This is a genomic window from Corallococcus sp. bb12-1, from assembly GCF_026626765.1.
Taxonomy (GTDB): domain Bacteria; phylum Myxococcota; class Myxococcia; order Myxococcales; family Myxococcaceae; genus Corallococcus; species Corallococcus terminator.
In genome coordinates, this window is record NZ_JAPNJZ010000024.1 from 649191 (window position 1) to 672130 (window position 22940).

General features: G+C 69.4%; 19 protein-coding genes. 7 read left to right on the forward strand and 12 right to left on the reverse strand.

Translation table 11 applies throughout. The annotated features are described in order from the left end of the window. Window positions 1-13 precede the first annotated feature (13 nt). A complete protein-coding gene (locus OV208_RS30285) occupies window positions 14-1825 on the reverse strand; it encodes a hypothetical protein (RefSeq protein ID WP_267577401.1) in 1812 nt (603 codons plus the stop codon). Between the two features lie 206 nt (window positions 1826-2031). Beyond that, complete coding sequence (locus tag OV208_RS30290; protein WP_267577402.1) at window positions 2032-2685, reverse strand: TetR/AcrR family transcriptional regulator; 654 nt, start codon at window positions 2683-2685, stop codon at window positions 2032-2034. Between the two features lie 59 nt (window positions 2686-2744). Here OV208_RS30290 and OV208_RS30295 point away from each other — a divergent pair, with 59 nt between their 5' ends. The 5 genes from OV208_RS30295 to OV208_RS30315 all read left to right on the forward strand — a co-directional run bounded on the left by OV208_RS30295 (window position 2745) and on the right by OV208_RS30315 (window position 10023). After that, entirely contained in the window at window positions 2745-4439 is a 1695-nt protein-coding gene (locus OV208_RS30295) for an acyclic terpene utilization AtuA family protein (RefSeq protein WP_267577403.1), read from the forward strand. A 32-nt stretch (window positions 4440-4471) separates the two neighbouring features. Continuing rightward, window positions 4472-5350, forward strand: a complete 879-nt coding sequence (locus tag OV208_RS30300; protein WP_267577404.1) for an SDR family oxidoreductase — start codon at window positions 4472-4474, stop codon at window positions 5348-5350. Between the two features lies 1 nt (window position 5351). Beyond that, window positions 5352-6968 (forward strand): acyl-CoA carboxylase subunit beta, encoded by a 1617-nt coding sequence (locus OV208_RS30305; RefSeq protein WP_267577405.1) that lies wholly within the window; start codon window positions 5352-5354, stop codon window positions 6966-6968. Between the two features lie 10 nt (window positions 6969-6978). Further along, window positions 6979-8994: an acetyl/propionyl/methylcrotonyl-CoA carboxylase subunit alpha gene (locus OV208_RS30310; RefSeq protein WP_267577406.1), complete on the forward strand. Its 2016-nt coding sequence runs from the start codon at window positions 6979-6981 to the stop codon at window positions 8992-8994. Between the two features lie 186 nt (window positions 8995-9180). Then, complete coding sequence (locus OV208_RS30315) at window positions 9181-10023, forward strand: carboxypeptidase regulatory-like domain-containing protein (RefSeq protein WP_267577407.1); 843 nt, start codon at window positions 9181-9183, stop codon at window positions 10021-10023. Window positions 10024-10186: 163 nt separating this feature from the next. Here the strand turns inward: OV208_RS30315 and OV208_RS30320 are convergent, their stop codons facing one another. From OV208_RS30320 to OV208_RS30330, 3 genes are all read right to left on the reverse strand, one after another. After that, window positions 10187-10897, reverse strand: coding sequence for an iron-containing redox enzyme family protein (locus tag OV208_RS30320; protein WP_267577408.1), 711 nt, complete (start codon window positions 10895-10897; stop codon window positions 10187-10189). A 79-nt stretch (window positions 10898-10976) separates the two neighbouring features. Continuing rightward, complete coding sequence (locus tag OV208_RS30325; protein WP_267577409.1) at window positions 10977-11789, reverse strand: GNAT family N-acyltransferase; 813 nt, start codon at window positions 11787-11789, stop codon at window positions 10977-10979. Between the two features lie 246 nt (window positions 11790-12035). Next, window positions 12036-13193, reverse strand: a complete 1158-nt coding sequence (locus OV208_RS30330; RefSeq protein ID WP_267577410.1) for a hypothetical protein — start codon at window positions 13191-13193, stop codon at window positions 12036-12038. A 197-nt stretch (window positions 13194-13390) separates the two neighbouring features. Here OV208_RS30330 and OV208_RS30335 point away from each other — a divergent pair, with 197 nt between their 5' ends. Continuing rightward, a complete protein-coding gene (locus OV208_RS30335) occupies window positions 13391-15865 on the forward strand; it encodes a GH25 family lysozyme (protein WP_267577411.1) in 2475 nt (824 codons plus the stop codon). A 70-nt stretch (window positions 15866-15935) separates the two neighbouring features. Here the strand turns inward: OV208_RS30335 and OV208_RS30340 are convergent, their stop codons facing one another. Together OV208_RS30340 and OV208_RS30345 are read right to left on the reverse strand one after the other, a co-directional pair. Then, on the reverse strand, window positions 15936-16631 hold the full coding sequence (locus OV208_RS30340) for a pirin family protein (RefSeq protein WP_267577412.1): 696 nt from the start codon (window positions 16629-16631) through the stop codon (window positions 15936-15938). A gap of 108 nt (window positions 16632-16739) precedes the next feature. After that, window positions 16740-17648, reverse strand: coding sequence for a LysR family transcriptional regulator (locus OV208_RS30345; RefSeq protein ID WP_267577413.1), 909 nt, complete (start codon window positions 17646-17648; stop codon window positions 16740-16742). 132 nt (window positions 17649-17780) lie between these two features. Here OV208_RS30345 and OV208_RS30350 point away from each other — a divergent pair, with 132 nt between their 5' ends. Beyond that, the gene (locus OV208_RS30350) at window positions 17781-18332 is read left to right on the forward strand and encodes a YceI family protein (RefSeq protein ID WP_267577414.1); all 552 of its coding nucleotides are present in this window, start codon (window positions 17781-17783) and stop codon (window positions 18330-18332) included. A gap of 18 nt (window positions 18333-18350) precedes the next feature. On the opposite strand, the gene OV208_RS30355 is transcribed toward OV208_RS30350, so the two are convergent. The 5 genes from OV208_RS30355 to OV208_RS30375 all read right to left on the reverse strand — a co-directional run. Next, window positions 18351-19274, reverse strand: a complete 924-nt coding sequence (locus OV208_RS30355) for a DUF4382 domain-containing protein (protein WP_267577415.1) — start codon at window positions 19272-19274, stop codon at window positions 18351-18353. A gap of 73 nt (window positions 19275-19347) precedes the next feature. Next, window positions 19348-20268 carry a carboxypeptidase regulatory-like domain-containing protein gene (locus OV208_RS30360; RefSeq protein WP_267577416.1) on the reverse strand — a complete coding sequence of 307 codons (921 nt, stop codon included), beginning with the start codon at window positions 20266-20268 and terminating at the stop codon, window positions 19348-19350. Then, a complete protein-coding gene (locus tag OV208_RS30365; RefSeq protein WP_267577417.1) occupies window positions 20268-21914 on the reverse strand; it encodes a caspase family protein in 1647 nt (548 codons plus the stop codon). Before OV208_RS30365 ends, OV208_RS30360 begins: the two co-directional genes overlap by 1 nt. Next, entirely contained in the window at window positions 21911-22714 is an 804-nt protein-coding gene (locus tag OV208_RS30370) for a hypothetical protein (RefSeq protein WP_267577418.1), read from the reverse strand. Before OV208_RS30370 ends, OV208_RS30365 begins: the two co-directional genes overlap by 4 nt. Before the next feature lie 3 nt (window positions 22715-22717). After that, window positions 22718-22940 (reverse strand): ECF-type sigma factor (locus tag OV208_RS30375; protein WP_267577419.1); only part of this gene is annotated, 223 nt, incomplete at its 5' end.

Below are 22940 nucleotides of genomic sequence, written 5' to 3' on the forward strand. Positions count from 1 at the left end.
TGCGGGGCGCGGTTCAGGGGAGGGTGAGCAGGTAGAGGGAACGGTTGCCGTGGGCGGTCGCGTTCACCAGCACCCGGTCCGCCTCCGTGATGCTGACGGCGTCGGTCACCACCACGCCGGCAGCGGGCTGGATGATGCGGTTGAGATCCACCAGCCCGTCCTCGGGCGTGTAGAGGAAGCCGCTGGAACCTGTCGAGGAGGTGGCGGTGGCCACCACCCATCCCCGGGCATTGATGGACGTGGCGTGGAGGCGATCAAAACCAGACGGAACCGCGAGCACGTGGATCGTGTCGTCGGAGTCGATGAGGGCCGTCGCGAGCACGTCCCCGGTGGCATCCACCGAGTGGGCGACCACCTGTCCCCGGATGTTGACAGCCACCGGGACCGTCGTGGTGGTCCGCGCGAGCTGCGGAAGCGTCCGAAGCGTACCGTCCGTGAAGAGGAAGGCCCTGACGTCGCCGCTCCGCTCGTAGGTGCCCGCGACGTGTCCGGCGTCGCTCACCGCGGTGACCTGGCTGGCGGAGGCCCCGGGGATCGGGAGGTCCTTCAGGGAATTCCCATCATGGTACACGGCGATGTTCCCGGTGCGGGTCGAGCGGTGCCCGAACACCACGCCGTTCGACGCGATCCGCGTGGGGGTGAACGCGCCGAGCAGGACCGGGGCGGAGGGCCCGCCCTCCAGGCTGGCCTTGAACGCGACCGGCGCACTTCCGGTCTGCGGGACCAGCGTGCCGGTGACAAGCCCGCTGTCCGTCATGTCGATGGCGTTCACCGAGGCCACGTCGAACACGCTGGCGAGCGGGCGGAGCTGACTGCCATTGAAATACGAGTCCACGCGCGACACGCGAACGAGGCCCGTGTCACGCATCCCGATGTCGATGAGCTCCGTGCAGTTGATGCAACCCAGGAGCAGGTCCGGGACGTAGGCCTTCACGTTGAGCGGAACAGTCCTCACGCGTCCGCCGCTCGCGCAGTCGGCCTGCGGTGAAATCCTCACCTGCCGGGAGACGACGACTCCGGCCGAAGACGCGGACACACCCACCTGACCGGTGAACCCCGCCTTCACCCGGGCCTTGACGGAGGCGAAGGACTGTCCGGCCTTCACGAAGACATTGGGAGGAACCTTGAGGTACTGGGGATGGGTGCTGGTGAAGTCGACCTTCGTTCCCCCGGCCGGAGCCCACCCGGTGAGGAACGCCGACATCGGGAAGAAGGTGTCGACCGGGCCTGAGCAGATGGGGGCCGTGTCCGGGATGGAGAGTTGGGCAAGGCCGGGCTGGCCCAATCCGCCCAGAGCGCGGAAGCGCGGCACCGTGATGAGGTGCGAGAAGCCGACGCCGAGCGCGCCCTCTCCCTCCACGCGGATCCACGAGTTGGGCGTCTGGCTGAGCAGCACGTTGCGGGGACACGCCAGGTCGTTGCACCGAGGGCTCTGGCGGCCCGCCAGCAGGTTCGCGGTGAAGAAGAGCGTCCCGGAGGCGCGGTGGACCTCTTGGGTCCCACCCAGCTCCAGGGGCGGGTTGAAGGTCTTGTCGAACGTCCAGGAGAGGAGGTTGCCGCTGCGGACGCCGTGCAGCTCAATGGACTGGGAGAAGGGCAGACCCACGTCCGCGCCCGTGATGGTGATGTCCAGCGAATTGGCGACCTTGGGGATCCGGAAGCCGGTGGTCGTGTATTCCTTTCCGGCGACGAGCACCGACGCGCTGTTGATGAAGACATCCTGCGCGCGGATGAAGTCTTCGGCCGCGGCGGCCCTGGCGGACGCGGGGACGAGGCCAAGCGAAGCCAGGACGCCAAGGGCGCCGAGGGAAAGTCGTCGTGACATGGGAAGCGCTCCTGGGGGTGATGGAATGCGATGCCAGGCCACTGCACCGCATGTGCCACCCCGGGCCGCTTCCTTCCCACCCGAGCCGCCAGGGACGGCGGCGAAAAGCACGGCAAGGATTGCCGTTCGCGCTCAAGAATGGCTGGCAGACATTGCCTGCCACTCCCCGGGCTCAGGGCTCATGCCCCGTCCCAGACGTGTGCGGGTCAGGCCGGGTCGAGCTGCGCTTCGAAGATCCGCGCCCAGTGGGCAATCACCTTGCGGCGACGGGCGGTGTCGTCCTGGAGCAGGTTCGCGAGCGCCAGGCCCCGGAGCAGGTCGAGCGTCGCGCGCACGGAGTCGCGGACTCCCGGGTCGCGGTCTTCGAGCCCGAGCAGCTCGACGGTGAGCCGGTGGACCTCGCGGCCCACATGCGCCTGGAGGGGGAGAAGGCGTGCCTTCAGCTCCTCATCGGCCACGGCCGCCACCCACAGGTGTGTCGAGGCGGTGAAGAGCGGCCCCGCGTAGATGTCGTGGAGCAGGTTGAGCAGGGGCTCAACGCGCCTCCGGCTGGGCGGTAGGAGCTTCGCGCGCCGGGAAAGCTCCTCCATCTGCTGGTGGAAGACGTGCTCGACCGCGGCCGCGACCAGGGCCGCCCGCGTCGGGAAGTGGTGCTGGCAGGCGCCTCGCGACACCCCGGCCCGCTCGGCGATGGCGCCCGCCGTCGCTCCGGCCCAGCCCTGCTCGACGAGCACCTCGATGGCGGCCGACATCAGCTTCTGCCGCGTCACCCGGCTGCGTTCCTGCTCCTGCCTCGTCGCTCCGCTCTCCGTACCGCCCATGTCCCGACGCTGGGGCATGGGGTAGAAAAAAGCAATCATGATTGCTTTTTTAAGGAGCGGGGGTGCAGACTCCGAGGCTCACTGGAAGGGGAGGGCAGATGGCGGCTCGCTCGCTGCGCATTGGCAATGCATCCGGCTTCTACGGCGACCGGTTCTCCGCCTTCCGCGAGATGCTGGAGGGCGGTCCGCTCGACGTGCTCACCGGGGACTACCTGGCGGAGCTGACGCTCCTCATCCTGGGCCGTGACCGGCTGAAGAATCCTGCGGGCGGCTACGCGCGGACGTTCCTGCGCCAGTTGGAGGACACGCTCGGCCTCGCGGTGGAGAAGAAGGTCCGCATCGTCGCGAACGCTGGCGGCCTCAACCCGGCGGGGCTCGCGGAGGACCTGCGCGCGCTCACCACGAAGCTGGGCCTGTCCGTGCGCGTCGCACATGTCGAAGGCGACGACCTCGTCGGCCGGGCGGACGAGCTCGGCTTCGACCAGCCCCTCACGGCGAACGCATATCTGGGCGCCTGGGGCATCGCGGCGTGCCTGGATGCGGGCGCGGACATCGTCGTCACGGGGCGCGTGACGGACGCGTCGCTCGTCGTCGGCCCCGCGGCCTCCCACTTCGGCTGGAAGCGCCACGACTGGGACCGCCTCGCGGGCGCCATGGTCGCCGGCCACGTTCTCGAATGCGGAGCCCAGGCGACGGGTGGCAACTTCGCGTTCTTCAACGAACTCGACGTGCGCCGCCCCGGCTTCCCGCTGGCGGAGGTCTTCGAGGACGGCTCCAGCATCATCACGAAGCACCCGGACACCGGTGGGTCCGTCACCGTCGACACGGTGAAGGCCCAGCTCGTCTACGAAATCAGCGGTGCCCGTTACGCGGGCCCCGACGCCACCGCGCGCTTCGACACCATCCAGGTGGAGTCCCAGGGCGCCGACCGGGTGCGCCTGTGGGGCATCCAAGGCGAGCCGCCGCCCCCGGACGTGAAGGTGTGCCTGAACCGGCTCGGCGGGTTCCGCAACGAGGCGGACTTCATGCTCGTTGGCCTCGACATCGAAGCGAAGGCCGCGCTCGTGCGGGCGCAACTGGACGCGGCGCTCCGCCCGAGGCCGTCGGAGGTCGTCTACACGCTCGCGCGCACTGAAGGCCCCGATGCACCGAGCGAGGAGCAGGCCTCCGCGACCCTGCGCGTCGCCGTGAAGGACGCCGACGCGAAGGCCGTGGGACGCCCCTTCAGCAGCGCCGTGGTGGAGCTGGCCCTGGCCAGCTACCCCGGCTTCTTCCTGCCCCGGCTGCCCGGTGACGCCTCGCCCTTCGGCGTCTACACGCCGGCCTTCGTCCCTGCCGGCAAGGTGCCGCACGTCGCGGTGCTCCCGGATGGGGCGCGCGTCGACGTGGCGCCACCGGACGAGACGCTGGGGCTTGAAGGGGTCGCGCCGCCGTCACTGTCGGCCGCGCCGCCCCGGGGGCCCACGAAGCGCGTGCCGCTGGGCCGGGTGGCCCTGGCTCGCAGCGGGGACAAGGGCGGAGACGCCAACGTGGGCGTGTGGGTCCGCACCGAGGAGGCGTGGCACTGGCTGGTGCACACCCTCACGGAGGACCGGCTCCGGGAACTCCTCCCTGAGGCGCGCGAGCTCGCCGTCCACCGGCACGTGTTTCCGAACCTGCGTGCGTTGAACTTCGTCATCGAGCGGCTCCTCGGCGAGGGCGTCTCGTCGTCCACGCGCTTCGACCCGCAGGCCAAGGCGCTGGGCGAATGGCTCCGCTCGCGCCACATCGATGTCCCCGAACAACTTCTTTGAGCCGCGGGCCCCAGGGCACTGAGGGAAATACGATGGGATACCGTTCAGTCTTCGCTCCTGGCTCCTTCGCGGGCCGCACCATCCTGGTCACCGGCGCGGGCAGTGGCATTGGTCGCTGCACGGCGCATGAACTCGCGTCGCTGGGCGCGCATGTCGTCCTCGTTGGCCGCAAGGAGGAGAAGCTCGCGCGGGTCGCCGGGGAGCTGGCGGCTGAAGGGCATGCGTCGACGCAGCACGCGGTGGACATCCGCGACGAGGCCGCGGTGCGCGACATGGTCGCCGCCGTCGTTCAGTCGCATGGCCGCATCCACGGGCTCGTGAACAACGCGGGCGGGCAGTTCCCCTCGCCGCTCGCGCTCATCTCCAAGAAGGGCTTCGACGCGGTCGTCGCGACGAACCTCACCGGAGGCTTCCTGGTCGCGCGGGAGGTGTTCACCCAGTCCATGTGCGACCACGGCGGCGCCATCGTGAACATGCTCGCGGACGCCTGGAACGGCATGCCGGGCATGGGCCACTCGGGCGCGGCGCGCGCCGGCATGTTCAACCTGACGCAGACGGCCGCCGTGGAGTGGTCCTCCTCCGGGGTCCGGGTGAATGCCGTCGCCCCGGGCTGGGTCGCATCCAGCGGGCTCGACACCTACAAGGACCCAGCCGTCCGCGCGCTCATCCCCACGCTGCGTCAGCAGGTGCCGCTGCACAGGCTGGCCACCGAGGCGGAGGTGAGCGGGGCCATCGTGTTCCTGCTCTCCGACGTGGCGGCGTTCATCACCGGCGAGGTCATCCGCATCGACGGCGGGGCGTCCTGCAACACCAAGGCGTTCCCGATGCCGGAGCACTCGAACTCGAAGCCGTACGACGGATTCCACCTCGCAGCGGCGCCGCGGATCCTCGACGATCCGAAGGAGCAGTGACATGCCGACGCTCGTCTCCCAGATTGAATCGGCCTCCACCGCTTTCACCACGCAGCGCCAGGAGCTGCTCGCCCGCGTCGCGGAGCTGCGCGCCATCGAACAGAAGTCGCGCGACACCGAGCAGCTGGCCCGCGAGAAGTTCACGCAGCGCGGGCAGCTCCTGCCGCGCGAGCGACTGGCGCTGCTGCTGGACCGGGGCTCGCCCTTCCTCGAACTCTCCACGCTCTGTGGCTACAAGCACCACGACGACACCGACGGCTCGCTCGCCGGTGGCAACATGGTCATTGGCATCGGCTTCGTGTCGCGGGTCCGCTGCCTGGTGTTCGTGAGCAACTCCGCCGTGAAGGGCGGCACCGCGACGCCCTGGGGCGTCCAGAAGTCGCTCCGCGCGCAGCAGATCGCCCGGGAGAACCGGCTGCCCGTCGTGTCGCTCGTCGAGAGCGGTGGCGCGAACCTGCTCTATCAGCAGGAGATCTTCATCCCGGGTGGGGAGACCTTCTACAACCAGGCCCGGCTGTCCGCGGCCGGCATTCCGCAGATCACCGTGGTCCACGGCTCCAGCACCGCGGGCGGCGCGTACATCCCCGGGCTCTCCGACTACGTCGTCATGGTCCGGGGCAAGGCGAAGGTGTTCCTCGCCGGCCCACCGCTCCTGCGCGCCGCGACCGGAGAGATCGCCACGGACGAAGACCTGGGAGGCGCGGAGATGCATGCCACCGTGGCCGGCACCGCCGACCATCTGGCCGAGGACGACGCGGACGGCATCCGCATCGCGCGGGAGATTGTCGCGTCCCTCGGGTGGAACGACGCGCTGCCGCCGACCGCGCGCGCTGGGTTCGAGCCGCCCCGCTACGCGGTGGAGGAGCTGTGCGGCGTCGTCCCCACCGACCACAAGCGGCCCTACGACTGTCGCGAGGTGATTGCCCGGCTGGTGGATGGTTCGGACTTCACGCCGTTCAAGGACGACTACGACGCGCTCACCGTCTGTGGCTGGGCGCGCATCGAGGGCCGGGCGGTGGGGCTCATCGGCAACAACGGGCCCATCACGGCCAAGGGGGCGACGAAGGCGGGGCAGTTCATCCAGCTCTGCTGCCAGGCGCGGACGCCCATCGTCTACTTGCAGAACACGACGGGCTACATGGTGGGCACCCAGTCGGAGCAGGGGGGCATCGTGAAGCACGGCGCGAAGATGCTCCAGGCGGTCGCCAACGCGACGGTGCCGCAGGTGACGCTCCTGATGGGCGGTGCCTTCGGCGCGGGCAACTACGGCATGTGTGGCCGCGCGTTCCATCCGCGCTTCATCTTCGCCTGGCCCAATGCGCGCACGGCGGTGATGGGCGGCGAGCAGGCCGCGAAGGTGCTGTCCATCGTCCACGGGGAGAAGGCCCGGCGCGCCGGGATGCCGTTCGACGAAGCGGCGATGGCCGAGTTCTCGCGCCCGCTCGTCGAGCAGTTCGAGCGCGAATCGGATGCCTTCAATTGCAGTGCGCGGCTGTTCGACGACGGCGTCATCGACCCGAGGGACTCGCGCAAGGTCCTCGGCTTCATCCTGGCGACGTGCGACGAGTCCGAGCGCCGCACGCTGTCTCCCAATACTTTTGGCGTCGCCCGGCTGTAGCGAGGGAACCATGAAGCGCATTCACAAGGTGCTGGTGGCGAACCGCGGGGAGATCGCCGTGCGCGTGCTGCGCACGTGCCGCGCCCTCGGCGTTCGCACGGTCGCGGTCTTCTCCGATGCGGACCGGGACGCGCCGCACGTGCGGCTCGCCGATGAGGCGGTGCGTCTGGGGCCGGCGCCCGTGAAGGAGTCCTACCTTTCCATCGAGCGGGTGCTCGCGGCGGCGGCGGCGTCCGGCGCCAATGCCATCCATCCGGGGTACGGCTTCCTGTCGGAAAACGCCGAGTTCGCGCGCGCCTGCGCGGCGGCCGGCCTCGTGTTCATCGGTCCTCCGGCGGACGCCATCGAGCTGATGGGGAACAAGCGGCAGGCGAAGCTGCGCATGCAGGCCGCGGACGTCCCGTGCATCCCGGGCTACGAGGCGGCCCGTCCTGGCGAGTCGCTGGAGGACGACGCCCTGGTGCGTGAGGGTGAGCGCATTGGCCTGCCCCTCATGGTGAAGGCGGCGGCGGGCGGCGGCGGGCGCGGCATGCGCCTCGTGCGCGAGCCGGGCGCGCTGCTCGAAGCCATCCGCTCCGCGCGCTCGGAGGCGACGAACGCCTTTGGCAGCGGCGAGCTCATCCTGGAGCGGGCCATCGAAGGCGCGCGCCACGTCGAGGTGCAGGTCTTCGCGGATGCGCATGGGAACGCCGTGCACCTGGGGGAGCGCGACTGCTCCATCCAGCGGCGGCACCAGAAGGTCATCGAGGAGAGCCCGTCCCCGGCCGTCACGCCGGAGCTTCGCGAGCGCATGGGCGCCGTGGCGGTGCAGGCCATCCGCTCCATCGGCTACCGGGGCGCGGGGACCATCGAGTTCCTCCTCTCGCCGGGCGGCGACTTCTTCTTCATGGAGATGAACACGCGCCTGCAGGTCGAACACCCGGTGACGGAGTTCGTGACGGGGCTCGACCTGGTGGAATGGCAGCTGCGGGTCGCGGACGGCGAGCCGCTCCCGTTGAAGCAGGCGGAGATCCGCTTCCGTGGCCATGCCATCGAAGCGCGGCTGTGCGCGGAGGATCCGGCGCGCGGGTTTCTTCCCCAGACAGGCCGGCTCCTCGCGTGGGCTCCGCCGGAAGGGGAAGGCCTCCGCGTCGACCACGGGGTGCGCGAAGGCCAGGACATCACGCCGTTCTACGACTCCATGCAGGCGAAGCTCATCGCGTACGGGCCGGACCGGGAGACGGCGCGCGAGCGGCTGGCCCTCGCGCTGCGGGAGCTGACGGTGTTCGGCGTCACGACGAACGCAACCTTCCTCCAGCACGTCCTCGCGCACTACGCGTTCCGCTCCGGCCGCTACGACACGGGCTTCGTCGCGGAGCACCTGTCCCCGGAGACGCTGGGAACGCTCGGGCAGGCGTCCACCGAGGACCAGGCCCTCCTGGCCGCCTTGCTCTTCCACGACGACTCGGCGGCGCTCTCCCAGCGCGCAGGCTTCGACACGGCGCTCGCGGGCTGGAGCAGCTCCTATGCCCTGCCGGTGCCCATCGTCCTGCACGACGGGGGCACGGAGTTCCGCGCCTCGGTCCGCCCCGTCACACCGGAGGAGTACGAAGTGCGCATCGGCGATGCGCGCGTCGTGCTCTCCCTCCGCTCCCTGGGGGCCGAGCGGGCCGAGGTCGAGATTTCAGGACGGCGCCGCGCGGTCCGCTACCGGCGCGCGGGTGGGACGTTGTGGTGCTCGCTGGACGGTGTCACGCGCCAGCTCCGTGACGTCACCTTCCGCCTTCCCTCGGAGCGCGAGCGCGCCAGCGACGGCCGCGTCCGCGCGCCGATGGACGGCCGCATCATCCGGGTGAGCGCCGAGGTCGGCGCCACCGTGAAGCGCGGCGACGTGCTGGTGGTGCTTGAAGCGATGAAGATGGAATCGTCGCTCGTGGCGCCCACCGACGGGGTCGTCACGGCGGTGAACGTCACCGTCGGAGCGCAGGTGCCGGCGCGCCACGTCGTGGCGGTCGTCGCGCCGGAAGCAAAGGAAGCCGCCGCCTGAGCGCGGGCCCCCGCCCGGACCGCAACCGGCCCGCTGAAGACAGCGGTGTCGGGCTGAGGAGTGCGTGCGTGAATTTCCTGGCCCCTCCTTCGTCGAGGGGGACGGCCGACACGGAGAGGGGCTTTGTTCCCCCTCGTGGAAGGGCCTTGCGCCGGCCCGGGGCGCATTCCTCAGGGAAGAACACACATGCGAACGAATCGATGGGGAGCGCTCGTGGCGCTCATGGTGGCCGTGATCGTCGTCCAGGGCTGCGGAGGCGACGACAAGGACGAGGACACCGCCGGCATCACCGGGACGGTGATGGGCACGGTGACGCTGGACGACGGCACGTCGCCCGAAGGCGTGGAGATCGAATACCTGGATACGGATGCCACGGTCCTCGCGGACGCGCAGGGCCGCTTCACGTTCAAGAGCGTGAGGGCCGGCACCCGGACGCTCCTGGCCGTCCATCCGGGCTACGAGGTCCAGCAGGTGGAGGTGGCGGTGACGGCGGGGCAGACGACGGACGTCGCCATCGCCCTGAAGCGCCTCAAGTACAAGGTGTCCGGCACCATCCAACTGGAAGGGGCGTCCTCGCATGAGGGCATCACCGTGACGCTCGACGACACGGCCTTCAGCACCACGACGGACGCGCAGGGCCGCTTCGCCTTCGAAGGCCTGCCGTCGGACGCGTACTTCCTGGTGGCCACGAAGGAAGGCTTCGAGGAGCGCACCAAGGTGCTGGCGGTGACGGAGGACACGGTGGTGGAGACGTTCATCCTGCCGGCCATCGTGGACCCCAGCCTGGACGGCATCGTCTTCATGTCGGACGAAGCCTCGCCGGTGGGGGTCGCCGTGACGCTTGAAGGCACGGCGTACAGCACCACGGTCGACAACGACTCCGGCTACTTCCGCTTCCTGAACATCCCGGACGGCACCTACACGATGGTCGTCTCCAAGGCGGGCTACGTCACCCAGACCCGCGCGGTGGCGGCGGGAGCAGAGGTGACGACCTTCTCCTTCTTCCTGGAGCTCGCCCCGGCGCCCTGAAGCAGCGGCCCTCCAGGACGATGGCTATCGCGCGGTCCGGCTCATCGAACTGCCCGCGCCCGGGGGCCCCCGGCAATGGGCCCTCCTATGGAACCCATTGGAAGACGCCTCCCGAAGGCCAGGGTTGCGACGGGAGGCGCTCCCATCTTCCGTGCGGCGGTTGCTACCTTGCGACCGGGTGGCCTACGGGGCCCTCCTCACGGAAGATGCCCGGGTAGATGATCCGGGTGGTCCGGGCCGAGAGGAGGATCGCCGCCTGCTCCTCCGGGTCCGTCAGCGGCCCCAGGATCTTCGCCATCTCCGCCACGTGGTCTCCGTCCAGCGCCCCATGGCTGCGCAGGAACGTCACCGACTTGTGGATGTTGGGAATGGAAGCCACCGCTTGCAGCCGCTCCGCCCCCACGCCCGCCCGCGTCTGCGACAGATACTCCAGCACGTACGCGGTCCCCAGCACCGCCGTCGGCACGCCCGAGCGCGACGTGAAGAAGTTCCACCCCGTATAGGCGTCCACCGCCGGGCGCCGTGCCGCCGCCTCCACCTGCTCCTCAGGGCACCCGAGGTTGTTCAGGTCCGACAGCAACCACCGTTCGTGCCCCCGCTCCTCCTCCCCCTTCTGGATCAACAGCTCCGCCAGCTCCGGGTGCCGTCCCAACCGCTTCAGCCGCTGTCCCGCCTCGCCGAGGAGCGCCGTGCTCCAGCGGGCATAGTGATACGTCTGGATGAGGTAGTGGATGTAGCCCGCGGCGTCGATGGTGCCGTCGAAGACGCGTCGGGCGTCAGGGTGCGCATCCACCGCCGCCACCAGCCCTCGCGCCTCCGCATCCAGCACCGCCACCCACTGCGTCCCTGCCTGATGCTCCGTCTGTGTTTGCACGTACGTCTCCCGTCCGGGGCGCGTTGGCTCCCGGCTGCTGCGTGTTGAAGGTGAAAGGGAGGAAGGGACCGCCCCCGGCCTAGCTGGCGGAGCGCATGACGTTGTCCAGCGTGTGGAAGCGCGTCAGGGAGTCCGCCGGAATCTCATCGAGCGCGATGATGAGCGGCAGCGTGAACCACTGGAAGTACGTGTCGTAGAGTGGTTTCGCGATGAAGCGCGCGCCCAGCGTCCTGGCGAAGAGCGACGGCGCCCTGGGCAGCCGCAGCCCGTCCATGGCCCCCTGCTCTGCCTTTGCCCGCTCCTCCGGCGTATAGAAGGGACTGCGGGGATGTGCCGGGGCCTGCCACGGTTCAGGCACGTCCACCTGCCAGCGCGGACTCAGCCATCCCCGGCTCGCCGCCACCCGCCACGACAGCAGCGCGTCCTCGCGTGAGTCCGTCTCCAGGTTCGCGGACGCGATCCAATGCGTCACGCCGCGTCGCCAGCTCTCCACGTACATGCCCGCCTGCAGCCATGTGACGGCCTCCGAGCGCCGCCACGGCTCCAGCACGCAGAAGCGCGAAGGCTCCGCGAACACCCGCTCCGGCCGGACCAGGCCCGAGAGGTCCACCCGCTGCTCCATCTCCAGCCCCACCGTTCCGCCCTGGCTCGCCGCCACCTGCGGGTTGGGCAAGAACAACCGCAAGGCTCCCACCGGCTCGGTGCCGGCATAGACGAGCACGTGCAGCGTGGTGTCGAGTGTGTCGAAGCAGGTCACCTCCCGCTTCGACGGCGCTCCCTGCCCAGCCATCAATCCCAGCTCTCCTCCGAAGACAGCCCAGCGGATGCGAGCCGCGTCATCCATCTCCCGCTGGGTGGTAGCGACACGCCAGCGCCAGTGAATGGATGTCATGGGCCTTCTCCCGGTAGCGAAACGAGGCCGGCGTCCCACCGGCCTTCGCATCTTCTTTCGTAACCGATGACCCGAATTCTATCTAGGTCTCTTCTTTGCTTCGCGGGAGAACAACCGTGCAAGCCATATGTCGCGCGCCGCGACGCAGGCTCGTGTCAGGTTGGAGCCCTTGCATCAGCACCTCACCGCCGCGCTCAAGGCTGCCCGCATGGATGATCGGGATCGAATGTCTGTCATGGACTGACGCTACTTGGGGTTGTTTCGCCAGGTGCCCTTGTGCCATTTCATGACGCCGAGCTGGGGGAGCGTGAAGTTGGCCTTCAGCGTTTCGAAGTCCCGTTCATCGAGCGCGCTGACAGGCCACATCTCAGCCAACAGCAGGTCATACACTTCCTTCCCCTGCTTGCGCCCCTCCAGGACCTCTTTCAGCATTCCCTTCTGTACGGCGAGGGTGATGAGATCTCCGATGACCGCGTCCCGCTTGTTCGTGTCGAGTTTGTCAGGGGCCTTCAGCTTCAGCTCGGTCGCGTACTCCAGATAGGCTTCGAGGCTGGCGCGGGCAATGGCGTTTCCCTGCTTCGCCCATGCCGCCCAGAAGTCCACGCTGGGCGTCATCAGCACCTTCCTGGAGGGGTGGGTTTCCGATGACCATGGATTGGAGCCCACGTAGAAATCACGTCCCATTCCAATTCCGGCGAACTTGATGCCGAGGGTCGCGGACGTGAACTCGTGCATGGGAGTGACGACGCTGGCGGTATCGAAACGCACGCCCTTGTACTTGCTGCGCACCATCTCGCTCATGGGGGCGGTGGTGGTGTCCAGGTAGTGGCCGCCAATCTGATACAAGAGGTAGAGCATCAGCACGTCCTTGACGGCGGAGAACGCGCGTTTGCTGGTCAGCCAGTCAACCACAGGCGCAAGCTGCTCGAATCCGTTGTGCGGCAGGAGCGCGTGATTCATTCCGGCGTCAAGTCCACACACCTTGACCTGGGGGAGGGCCTCCGCGAAGGCTGTCGCGTGTTCAGCCTTGCACCAGAAGTGGATCGCGACGGCCGCCCCGACGTGGGTCGCCATGGCGGTGATGCCTTCAAGCCCGCTCTGTGGAACGGGACCCCACCAGATGTAGTGCAGCCGGGGGGCCCTTTCGGCGGCCTGCTGCTCGGCATGGAGCCGGCGGGAGGTCTCGGCGAGCCGGGTGACGCGGCGGTGCGCCAGCGCGGTCTCCGACTTGTTGTCACGGGCATCGTCGAGGGCGACGATGATGTCGGGAAACAGGACGGTATTGCCCTGCCCCCGGATGTGATTGAAGACCCGGAAGCAGATGTCCTGGTCGCTGTCGGTTCCGGCCGCGGTGAGAAGCACCTGTCGAACGATGAGGTTCAGCGGCTCGCCACGGATTCGCATTCGTGAACGGTAGTTTCCGCCGGGCAGGGATGCCAGGGCGTGACGCGCCCGACCCCTCGACGCCACGCTCCAACCCCTGCAGGTCGCCCACGCCGCGCGCCGTCTGGAGGTCGACCCTCCTCGGTACCTTGGCTCTCATTTTCTGGGAAAATCTGGCTAAGCTCGAATATCCTGTTTCCATTCCCCAGGGGATCCGCATGCCCAGCCGAGCCCGTCCAAGGCGCTTCATCCCAAGCCTCGCTTCGACCACCGTGCCGCTGCTGTTGGGGCTGCTGGTCCTGACCGCCTGCGGAGGCCTGGACACGGAGGGCCCCGGGGGCCCCGACTCCTGGGGTCAGGAGCCGCAGGCCCTCGCGCCGTCCAACGTGCAGGCCTTCTACGGGGAGTCACGGTGGGGGACCCGCTTCGGCGTCACGGGCCCCTACTACGGCCCCGCGGGCCACCGGGGGCTGGACCTCTATGCGAGCGCCGGCCAGGCGATTCCCGCGCTCCGCTCGGGCGTCGTCCGTCGCGTCCAGTACTCCTCCGTCGTGGGACACACCGTCGCGGTGGAGTCCGCGCCGGGCGACTTCACCGGGTACGCCCACGTCATCCGGACGCGCTTCGCGGTGGGCGACACCGTCCAGCAGGGTGACATCCTCGCGTACGTGGCGGGCTCCGGAGACGACCACGGCTCGGCGTGGACCGGCCCCCACCTCCACATGACCCGGGGCAGCACGGACCGCTGCGCGTTTGGCGAGAGCGTCAGCGACCCCGCGCCGCTCATCCGCAACGTGCTCGGCACCAGCGGCGGCGGTGGGACCGGCTCCGGCGGCGGCTCCGGTGGCATCCAGGTCAGTGTCGAGGAGGGGAAGACCCTTCAGCGCGTGGCCCAGCGCGGGGGCTACACGGGCCCGGTGGATGGAGTGCCGGGCAGCCTGACGTGGAAGGGCGTCCAGACGGTCATCGCGGGCAAGGGCTTCTACTCCGGCCCCATCGACGGCCTCCCGGGGGAGAACACCTGGAAGGGAGTACAACGGCTCGCCCAACTCGGCGGGTACACGGGCCCCGTGGATGGCTTCCCGGGGACGTACACCTACGCGGGGCTCAACACCTGGCTGGCCCAGGACCCCGGGACGCCTCCTCCGTCGGGGATGCGCGGTGTGTATGGGATTGATGTCGGGACGACGCAGCGGGACCTGGACTTCACCGCCATCCGGAACGCGGGCTACCAGTTCGCGATTGTCAAAGCCGGCGGCTCCAATGTCTCACCCCTCTACGTCGCGCCCTACTACGCCCAGCAGGTGGCCCGGGCTCGCGCGGCCGGCCTCCTCGTGGGGCACTACTGGATGGCGGGCTCCTACAACCCCGCCGGTGACGCGCAGTACTTCATGGACCACCTGTATGACCATCGCCCGGGCGACCTGCTGGTGCTCGACAACGAAGCCATTGACGATGGCATCTTCTGGAGCGACGCACTGACCGCCAGCTTCATGCAGGCAGTCAAGACGCGCCTGGGGAAGGCGCCGTTCCTGTACACCTATTCGAGCCTGCTCCAGGCCAACACCTGGCCCAAGACGCAGGCCGTGGGCTCGAAGCTCTGGATTGCCCACTACACGGGCACGCCGGGCAACCCGACCGTGGGGACGGCCTATCCCACGTGGGAGATCCACCAGTACACGTCGTCTGGAAACCAGAATGGGATTCCGCTCGACCTCAACGTCGCGAAGCTCTCCGCGTTCGCCGGGCTGGCCCAGCCCCCGGCGGGTGTGACGCCTCCTCCGCCGACCGCCATCCCCGGAGGGAGTTCTGGCGGAGGTGGCCCCGTCATCACCGCCCCGCAGGGACGCATCCTGCAGAGCCTGGCGCGCCGGGGCGGCTATACGGGCCCCATCGACGGTGTCCCGGGCAGCAGTACCTGGAGCGCCGTCCAGAAAGTCCTGCGCGAGCTGGGGTACTACGACGGGCCCTCCGACGGCGTCCCGGGCCTCAACACCTACAAGGGCTTGCAGTTGTTGGCCCAGGACGGGGGCTACACGGGCCCCATCGATGGCATTCCCGGGGCCAATACCTACAATGGCATCCAGGCGTATCTGGATGGATCCTCCGGCCCCGTGCCGCCCGTCACGAATGCCCAGGGGGTGACGCTGCAACGGATTGCATGCGCGGGCGGTTACACCGGCGGGGTGGACGGCGTCCCTGGAGCGAACACGTGGAAGGGCGTCCAGCAGGTGCTGGGGGGCTACGGCTACTCGGGGCCCGTGGATGGCGTCATGGGCACCCAATCCTGGATGGCACTCCAGCGCTTCGCCACGAAGGGTGGCTACACGGGCCCCATCGACGGGGCCATGGGCACCTCCTCCTGGAAGGGCGTGCAGACCGTGCTGCGAGGGTTTGGCTATACGGGACCCGTGGACGGCGTCATGGGCGCCCAGTCGTACGCGGCGCTCCAGCGGGTGGCGCGCCTGGGCGGATACATGGGTCCTCCGGATGGCGTCCTGGGGGTGAATTCGTGGCGGGGGCTCCAGACCTTCCTGAGCGGCGCCGGGTACACGGGCCCCCTGGACGGCGTCCCCGGAACGAACACCTACAAGGTGCTCCAATCCCTGGCGAACCGGGGCGGCTACGTGGGGCCCATGGATGGCATCCCCGGATCCAACACGTACGCGGGACTGGCGAACCTGCTGGACTGACGCGAAAAGCACCGTGCGCCTCGACCCTGCACACGAAGTGCAGGAGTCGAGGCGCATCGGCTGAACCCTCTCACGCCAGGTCGAACAGCAGGGCCTCCATGGGCTCGGAGGCGACGAGCACGAGGCTCGACTCATCCGTCACGGCGACGCCGTCACCAGCCTTGAGGGCCACGCCGTTGAGCGTGCCCGTGCCGCGGGCCACCTGGAGCCAGGCGTGCCGGCCCTTGGGCAGCGTGTACTCCGCCTTCTCCCCCTTGCTCAGCAGCGTGCTGGACAGCAGCACGTCCTGGTGCACGGTGAGGCTGCCGTCGCGGGCGTCGGGGCTCGCCACCACACGCCAGCGGCCCTGACGGTCCTTCTCCGGGAAGAGCTTCTGCTCATATTCAGGCTTCAGGCCCTTCTTGTCGGGGATGATCCAGATCTGCAGGAAGTGGACGTCCTCGTTGGAGCCGTTCATCTCGCTGTGCATCACGCCCGTTCCGGCCGTCATGCGCTGCACCTCACCGGCGCGCAGCAGGCCATCGCCTCCCGTGCTGTCCCGGTGCGCGATGGCGCCGCTGAGCGGGTAGGTGATGATTTCCATGTCCCGGTGCGGATGCGTGTCGAAGCCCTCGCCGGACGTGACGCGGTCCTCGTTGATGACGCGCAGGGCGCGGAACCCCATGTGCTCAGGGTCGAAGTAGCTCGCGAACGAGAAGGTGTGATGGGAATCCAGCCAGCCGTGGTTGGCATGTCCGCGGGCTTCAGAGGGTCGAACGTTGATCATGGTGTGTGCTTCCTTTCGAGAAACACAATGCGCCCCCGGACCCCACCTGGCCAGACTCGAACCCCGGGACACATCGTTCCACCCATGGGACGAAACGCGTTCACCGTCTCAGCGTTTCGCGCGCTTGCCTGACTCCTGACGCAGCGTGGGCCAGTGCTCGCGCAGCACTTCCACGAAGGCCATCACCTTGGGTACGTGGTGCCGCGTGGGCGGGTAGACGGCGTGCACCGGCGCACCGGCGGAGCTCCAGTCTGGCAGCACGCGCTGCAACTTCCCGGAGTCCAGGTCCTCCACGCAGTGCAAGCCGGGCAGGAGCGCGACCCCGGAGCCCGCCAATGTCACCGCGTGCAGCATGTCCGGCTCGTTCACGACGAGCCGCCCGGCGACCTTGACCTCGACGGCCCGCCCGCCTGCGTGCAGCGTCCAGACGTTGTTCTGCAACTCCGTGCCGAAGAGCAGACAGTCATGTTTCGTCAGGTCCGCGGGGGTCCGGGGCACGCCCTTCTTCTGGAGGTATTCCGGGGAGGCGACGACGACGCGCGCGAATTCTCCCAGCCGGCGCGCCATCAGCGAGGAGTCCGGCAGGCGCCCGGCCCGCACCGCCAGGTCGAAGCCTTCCTCCATCAGGTCCACCGCCCGGTCCGTGCACAACAGCTCCAACTGCACGTCCGGGTGGCGCTCCAGGAACGTGGACACCAGCGGCGCGAGGAAGTTGAGGGACAGCGGCGTCGTCACGCGCAAGAGGCCGTGTGGGCCCGCCTGCAGGCGCGTCACCGCCAGCTCCGCGGCTTCGGCTTCCGCGACGATGCGCTCGCAGTGCGCGTAGTACGCCCGGCCCACCTCCGTGAGGTGCAGCTGGCGCGTCGTGCGCTGCAACAGCTGCGCGCCCACGCGTTCCTCCAGTTCGGACACCTTCCGGCTCACGGTGGATTTGGGCATGCGCAGCGCGCGCGCCGCCGCCGTGAAGCTGCCGGCCTGCACCACCCGGGCGAAGACGAGGAGTTCGTTGAGGTCCATGGCGCGTGAGGGACGCGGGCACTGTCCCAGGGGTGGAACAGTCCGTCCTGTTCGTCCCATCTAATCCGGATGCCCCCGGGCCGCTACCTTGCTCCTTGTCGAACACCTCTCCCGACGAAAAGGAACACGACCATGGCTCAGACCCTCTGGAACATCGACACGACGCACACGGGCATCCACTTCAGCGTGCGGCACATGGTGGTCGCGAAGGTGCGCGGCAGCTTCCAGAAGTTCAGCGGCACGCTGACGCTGGATGAGAAGGATCCGACGGCATCCTCGGTGTCCGTGAGCATCGAGACGGCGAGCATCCACTCGGGCGTCGAGCAGCGCGACAACCACCTGCGCTCGCCGGACTTCTTCGACGCGGCGAAGTTCCCGGCCATCACCTTCCAGAGCACGAAGGTGGAGAAGGCGTCCGGCGACGGCCTGCGCGTGACGGGCAACCTCACCCTCCGCGACATCACCCGCGAGGTCGTCCTGGAGGCCGAACAGCTCGGGGTGGCCAAGGATCCCTGGGGCAACACCAAGGCCGCCTTCGAGGCGAAGACGTTCATCAACCGCAGCGACTTCGGCCTGACGTGGAACCAGGCGCTGGAGGCAGGCGGCGTGCTGGTGGGCGAGAAGATTGAAATCGCCCTGGAGGTCCAGGCCGCCAAGGCCCAGGCGACCGAACAGGCCGCCTGAGCCGGATGCGACGACGAACTAGAAGTCGATGGACAGCAGCGTGAAGCGCACGTCGGATTCGACGCCCGAGCTGACGCTGGTGGCGGCCGGGCGCGCGATGTCCGTCGTGAAGCTCACGCCCGTGGGCGCTACCACGTCCACCTGGTAGGTGCCGGGCAGCAGGTACTTGAAGTCCGCCACGGCGACGGTGCCCGTGACGAGCGTGAAGGGCATGGTTTCGCGGCTGCCGTCGGCGTTGATGAGCACCGCGGAGAAGTCGGTCAACTGGGGCGTGCCCGGCTGCGGGAGCGACAGGCCGCCCAGATCGAGGGTGACCTCCACGTTGCCGGAGAACTGCATGTCCGCGCCCTTGATGACGGGGCGCATGACCCACTTGCCGGAGTTGCCGGCCTCCTTGCCGAAGCTCTGCGCGACGTCGAAGTCCACCAGGATGACCTTCTGGTCGTCATCGCTGGTGATGGTGACGTCGGCGTCCTTGTCGAACTTCACCTTGAGGCCGGAGCTGCTGGCGCTCGGCATGTGCAGGTCTCCGTCCACCTGGGCGCCCTCGGGCAGGCCCTCGTAGTTGGCGGACGTCGCGAAGATGCGGCTCTGGCCGTCCTGCTTCACCTGGATGTAGCCGCCCGTGATGACGAAGCGCAGCTCCTTGTAGGTCCCCGCGGGCACCTCCGCGTCCGTCACCAGGTCCGCGGTGTCGTTGGCCAGGGTGAGCAGGTCGGTGGTGACAGGCTCGCTCAGCAGCACGACGTCTCCCTTGCCTTCGCCCTCCACGCTGCCTTTCAGGTAGACCTTGGAGATGGTGACGACCGCCTTCTCGATGGAGTCACCGGGAGCGTCGGTCAGCTTCAGCGTGACGCGGGCCTTGTCGTCGCCGCAGGCGGCCAGGAACAGCAGCCCCGTGGCCAGCAGGAGGGAAGAGGTCAGTTGACGCAAGGAGGGCATGCAGGAGCCTTGGGAGAAGAGGGAGAACGCACCCAAGGACCCGCCCCGGCCTGGAACGGCCACGTCCCACGGCCTATCGCGGGAACTCCGCGCAGGTGGCGAAGCGGGCCGGATCCGGCAGGCAGCGGCCGTCCTGGCACGTCAGCCCTTCCCCGCACGCGGGCACGCCTGCGCCACAGTCCGCCACGCAGGCCATGAGGTCGCCGGGAACGTCCTCGCATTGCGTGGACGGAGCGCACTGCCAGTTGCCCTCGCACAGGGAACAGGCGGCCCCGGGGCCTTCGCAGCGCTGACCCCGGCAGGCGAGCGGCGCGGCGCACTGCGAGTCATCCAGGCACCCAACGCACCGGCCGTTGGGCGCGCAATGGCTGTCATCATCACAGCCGGTCTCCGCGCAGCCCTTCTGGCCCCAGGCATCCTCCGGAACCAGCTCCAGCTTCAAGGGCTTCTGTTCGCCGGGACCCACGCAACCCTGGCCGGCCGCGGTGGTGAAGCCGGGCGCGGAGACGCGCACGTCGTAGCAGCCGTCCGGCAGCGGCCCCACGCTGCGCTTGCTGCCATTGTCGAGCGGCAGCGCTTCGTAGGGCGTGCCCGCGACGGACAGCCGGGCCTCCTTCACCTTGAGGCTGCCCCGCGACTTCACCTTCACCGAGAGGGTGCGGGCCGGTTGGGGCGCGACGTCCGCCACCACCACGGACTGGCCGCCCTGCACGGTGAGGGGCACGCGCGCGGCCTTGGTGGCCGTGGCCACGATGAAGAGCTCCCCCGGGCCCGCGGGCGCGTCCTCCAGCGTGAAGCGGCCGTCCGGCGCCACGGTGGCGCGCAGCTCTGGCGCGCCCACCAGGGACACCAGCGCGACGGCCGGGTCGAACTCCGTGAGCCGGCCGTGCACGGTGCCCACGCGGAAGGGGGTGTTGTCCAGGTTGCCGCAGGCGCCCAGGCCCAACGCGAGCACGGGGCAGGTGAGCTTCAGGAGCAAGAGTGCGCGACGCATCAGAAGCGGTACCCCACGCCGGCGCTTCCGCCGATGAAGCCCACGGCCTGTCCCTGTCCGTCCACCACCACGTACGTCAGCACCCCGTGGCCCTGCGCGGTCAATTCCAGACGTTCGCCCAGGCGATAAGCCAGTCCGCCCACCACACCCGGGCTGACGGTGAAGTAGCGCTGGCCCCCAGAGAAGGCTTCCACTTCAAAGGACCTGCGAAGGTACAGCGCGGCCACACGCGGCCCCGCGAAGAGCGTCAGCCGCTCCCAGCGCCAGAGGTACGGCACCGCCACGCCCAGCGTGAGCGTGGTGTAGCCAAAGGGCACCTCGCTGCCGGGGGCCATCTGGAGCGTTTGCCGGCCCCGGCCCAGGCTTGCGTCCACGAGCAGCCCCAAATCCTGGAGCGGCGCGTCCTCCAACCGGAGCACCACGCCCACCTGGGGCGCGGCGGGCAGCAGCTCGCGGCGGCTCTTGCCGTCGGCGAACGACACCATCCCGCCCACCAGCGACAGCGCGCGGCGCGGCACGGCGTCCGACAGCAGGCGCTCCAAGGGCAGTCGTTCGCCCCGGGCCACGTCCACCTCGCGCCGCACGAGGACCTCCGAGCCCTTGGTGAGCTCCACCGTGCGCTTGCCCGGAATCACCGCGGCGCCTCCGGGCAATTCCAGGCGCGACTCACCGTCCACCTTGAGCGTGAAGCCGTCCAGGCGCGGGTTGTAGGAGAACATCTCCGGCTGGCCCGTCCGGTCGATGCGGCCCGCGAGGATGACCGGATCCGCGCCCACCTCCAGGATCTCCGCCGACGGTCGCTGCCGGCCCTCGGTGAAGGCGAAGGTGCGGCGGCGCGAATAGTCGTGGGCCTCCGTGGCGGTGACAGCGCCATCCGCGTTGCGGTCCGCGGCGCCGCCCAGGCCCTCGATGAGGAAGTACGTGTAGATGTCGTTGCGCAGGCCCGCGTCCTCGCGCGCCGTCTCGCCCCAGTCGCTCGCGGCGAACACCATGGAGGCGCGCGAGGACTCCTCCAGGGGGCGGGCGTAGAAGCCGGACTTGATGCCGGCCAGCTCCACCTCCAACTCGCGGGGCAAGAGCGACTTGCCGCTGCCGCTGTGGCAGGTGGCCAGCACCAGCAGCCGCCTGCGGCTGGGCAGTTGTTCGAACTGCGCCTTCAGCGCGTCCATGGAGAGCGCCGTCTGGGGGATGGCGCGATACGCCGCGTCGCGGGTGACGAGGTAGCGGGTGAGCTCCCCCCTGCCGTCGCGCGCGAGCGTGCCGTGCGCGGACAGGTACACCAGCACCACGTCATCAGGGCGGGTGGCTTCGCGCCGCAACTGGCCCAGCGCCGCGAGGATGGCCTCCTTCGTCGTCTCCTCCGGACGGGTGAGGACGCGCACCTGATCGAAGTGGCCGCGCGTGGGATCCTTCAGCACCCGCGCCAGGTCGGTGGCGTCCTTGGCGGAGAAGCGCAGGGCGCGCCACTGCGGGTCGTCGAACGACGACACGCCCACGAGCAGCGCGAAGCGCCGGGGCGTGTACGCGCGCGACAGGTCCGCCGCGTCGAGCCGCAGCGGCACGAGCCCTCCCTTGTCCCCGGCCGTGGCGGAAGGACCCGCGCAGGCGGTGAGGGTGGCGAACAGCAGGAGGAGGAGGCACCTCACGGTGGGCGCGAAGTCTGTCCTGACTGGACGCGCACGTCGAACCGCGCGACCGTTCCCGAGCGTGAATCCTCCGCCGCGTCCGTTCCCAGGGCCGCGAGCGCGTCCGCTTCCGAAGCGGGCTCCCAGGACGTGAAGGCCACCAGCATGAGGGACAGCGGGCCCTCGTCCGCCTCCAGGCTCACCCCCGCCAGCCCCTCCGGGCCCTCCAGGTCGTGTGTGCCCGCTTGCAGGGGGAAGTGTCCCAGCAGCTCCGGCGGCTGGCCCGGTCGCTGCTGGTAGAGCAGCGCGGTGCCGGACTCCGTGGCGTGGTAGCGCACGAGCAGCACCTCCTGCTTCGTGACGTCGGCGCCGGCATCCAGCCTGCGCAGCCCGCCGTCCAGGCCCCGGGCCACCACCGCCAGCTCCAGGGAGAGGCGACCTGTGCCCTTGAGGCCCTCCTCCTGGAAGGGCGCAGGGCCCTGGACCGGGCCCTTCACGAGGGGCACCAGCACCACCAGCAGCACGGAGGCAGCGAGCGCTCCGGCCATCCACCCCCAGTACCGGCCCGGGGGCGCGGCGAAGCGCCGGGGCGGGGCAGGGCGGCGCAGGGGAACGACCTTCGATGCGTCGGCCTCCACTGCTTCCGCGGGGGCGAGCTGGAGGAGCACGGCATCCACGCGCCCATCGAGCGTGTCCGTGTGGGTGGCGAGGAAGGCCTCGCAGACCTCGCACGGCGAGGCCAGGTGTTCACGAAACCAGGCGACCGCGACCGGGTCCCGGTTCGCGAGGTCGCGCATCACGGCGGCATCCAGGTGTCTCATGTCTCAATCCCACCGTCCGGCGAGCACCCGTTGGAGGAGCTCCCGCTTGATGCGCCCTCGAAACCGCTCCAACCGCATCGTGATGGTGCTCTTGCCCACGCCCAGCTGTTCGGCGATCTCCCGCGCGGACAACTGTCCCTCCAGATAGAAGAGCTGCACGGTCTTCTTCTCCTCGCCCTCGGGCAGCTCGCAGATGAGCTGCCGCACCACCGCGATGTCCCGCTCC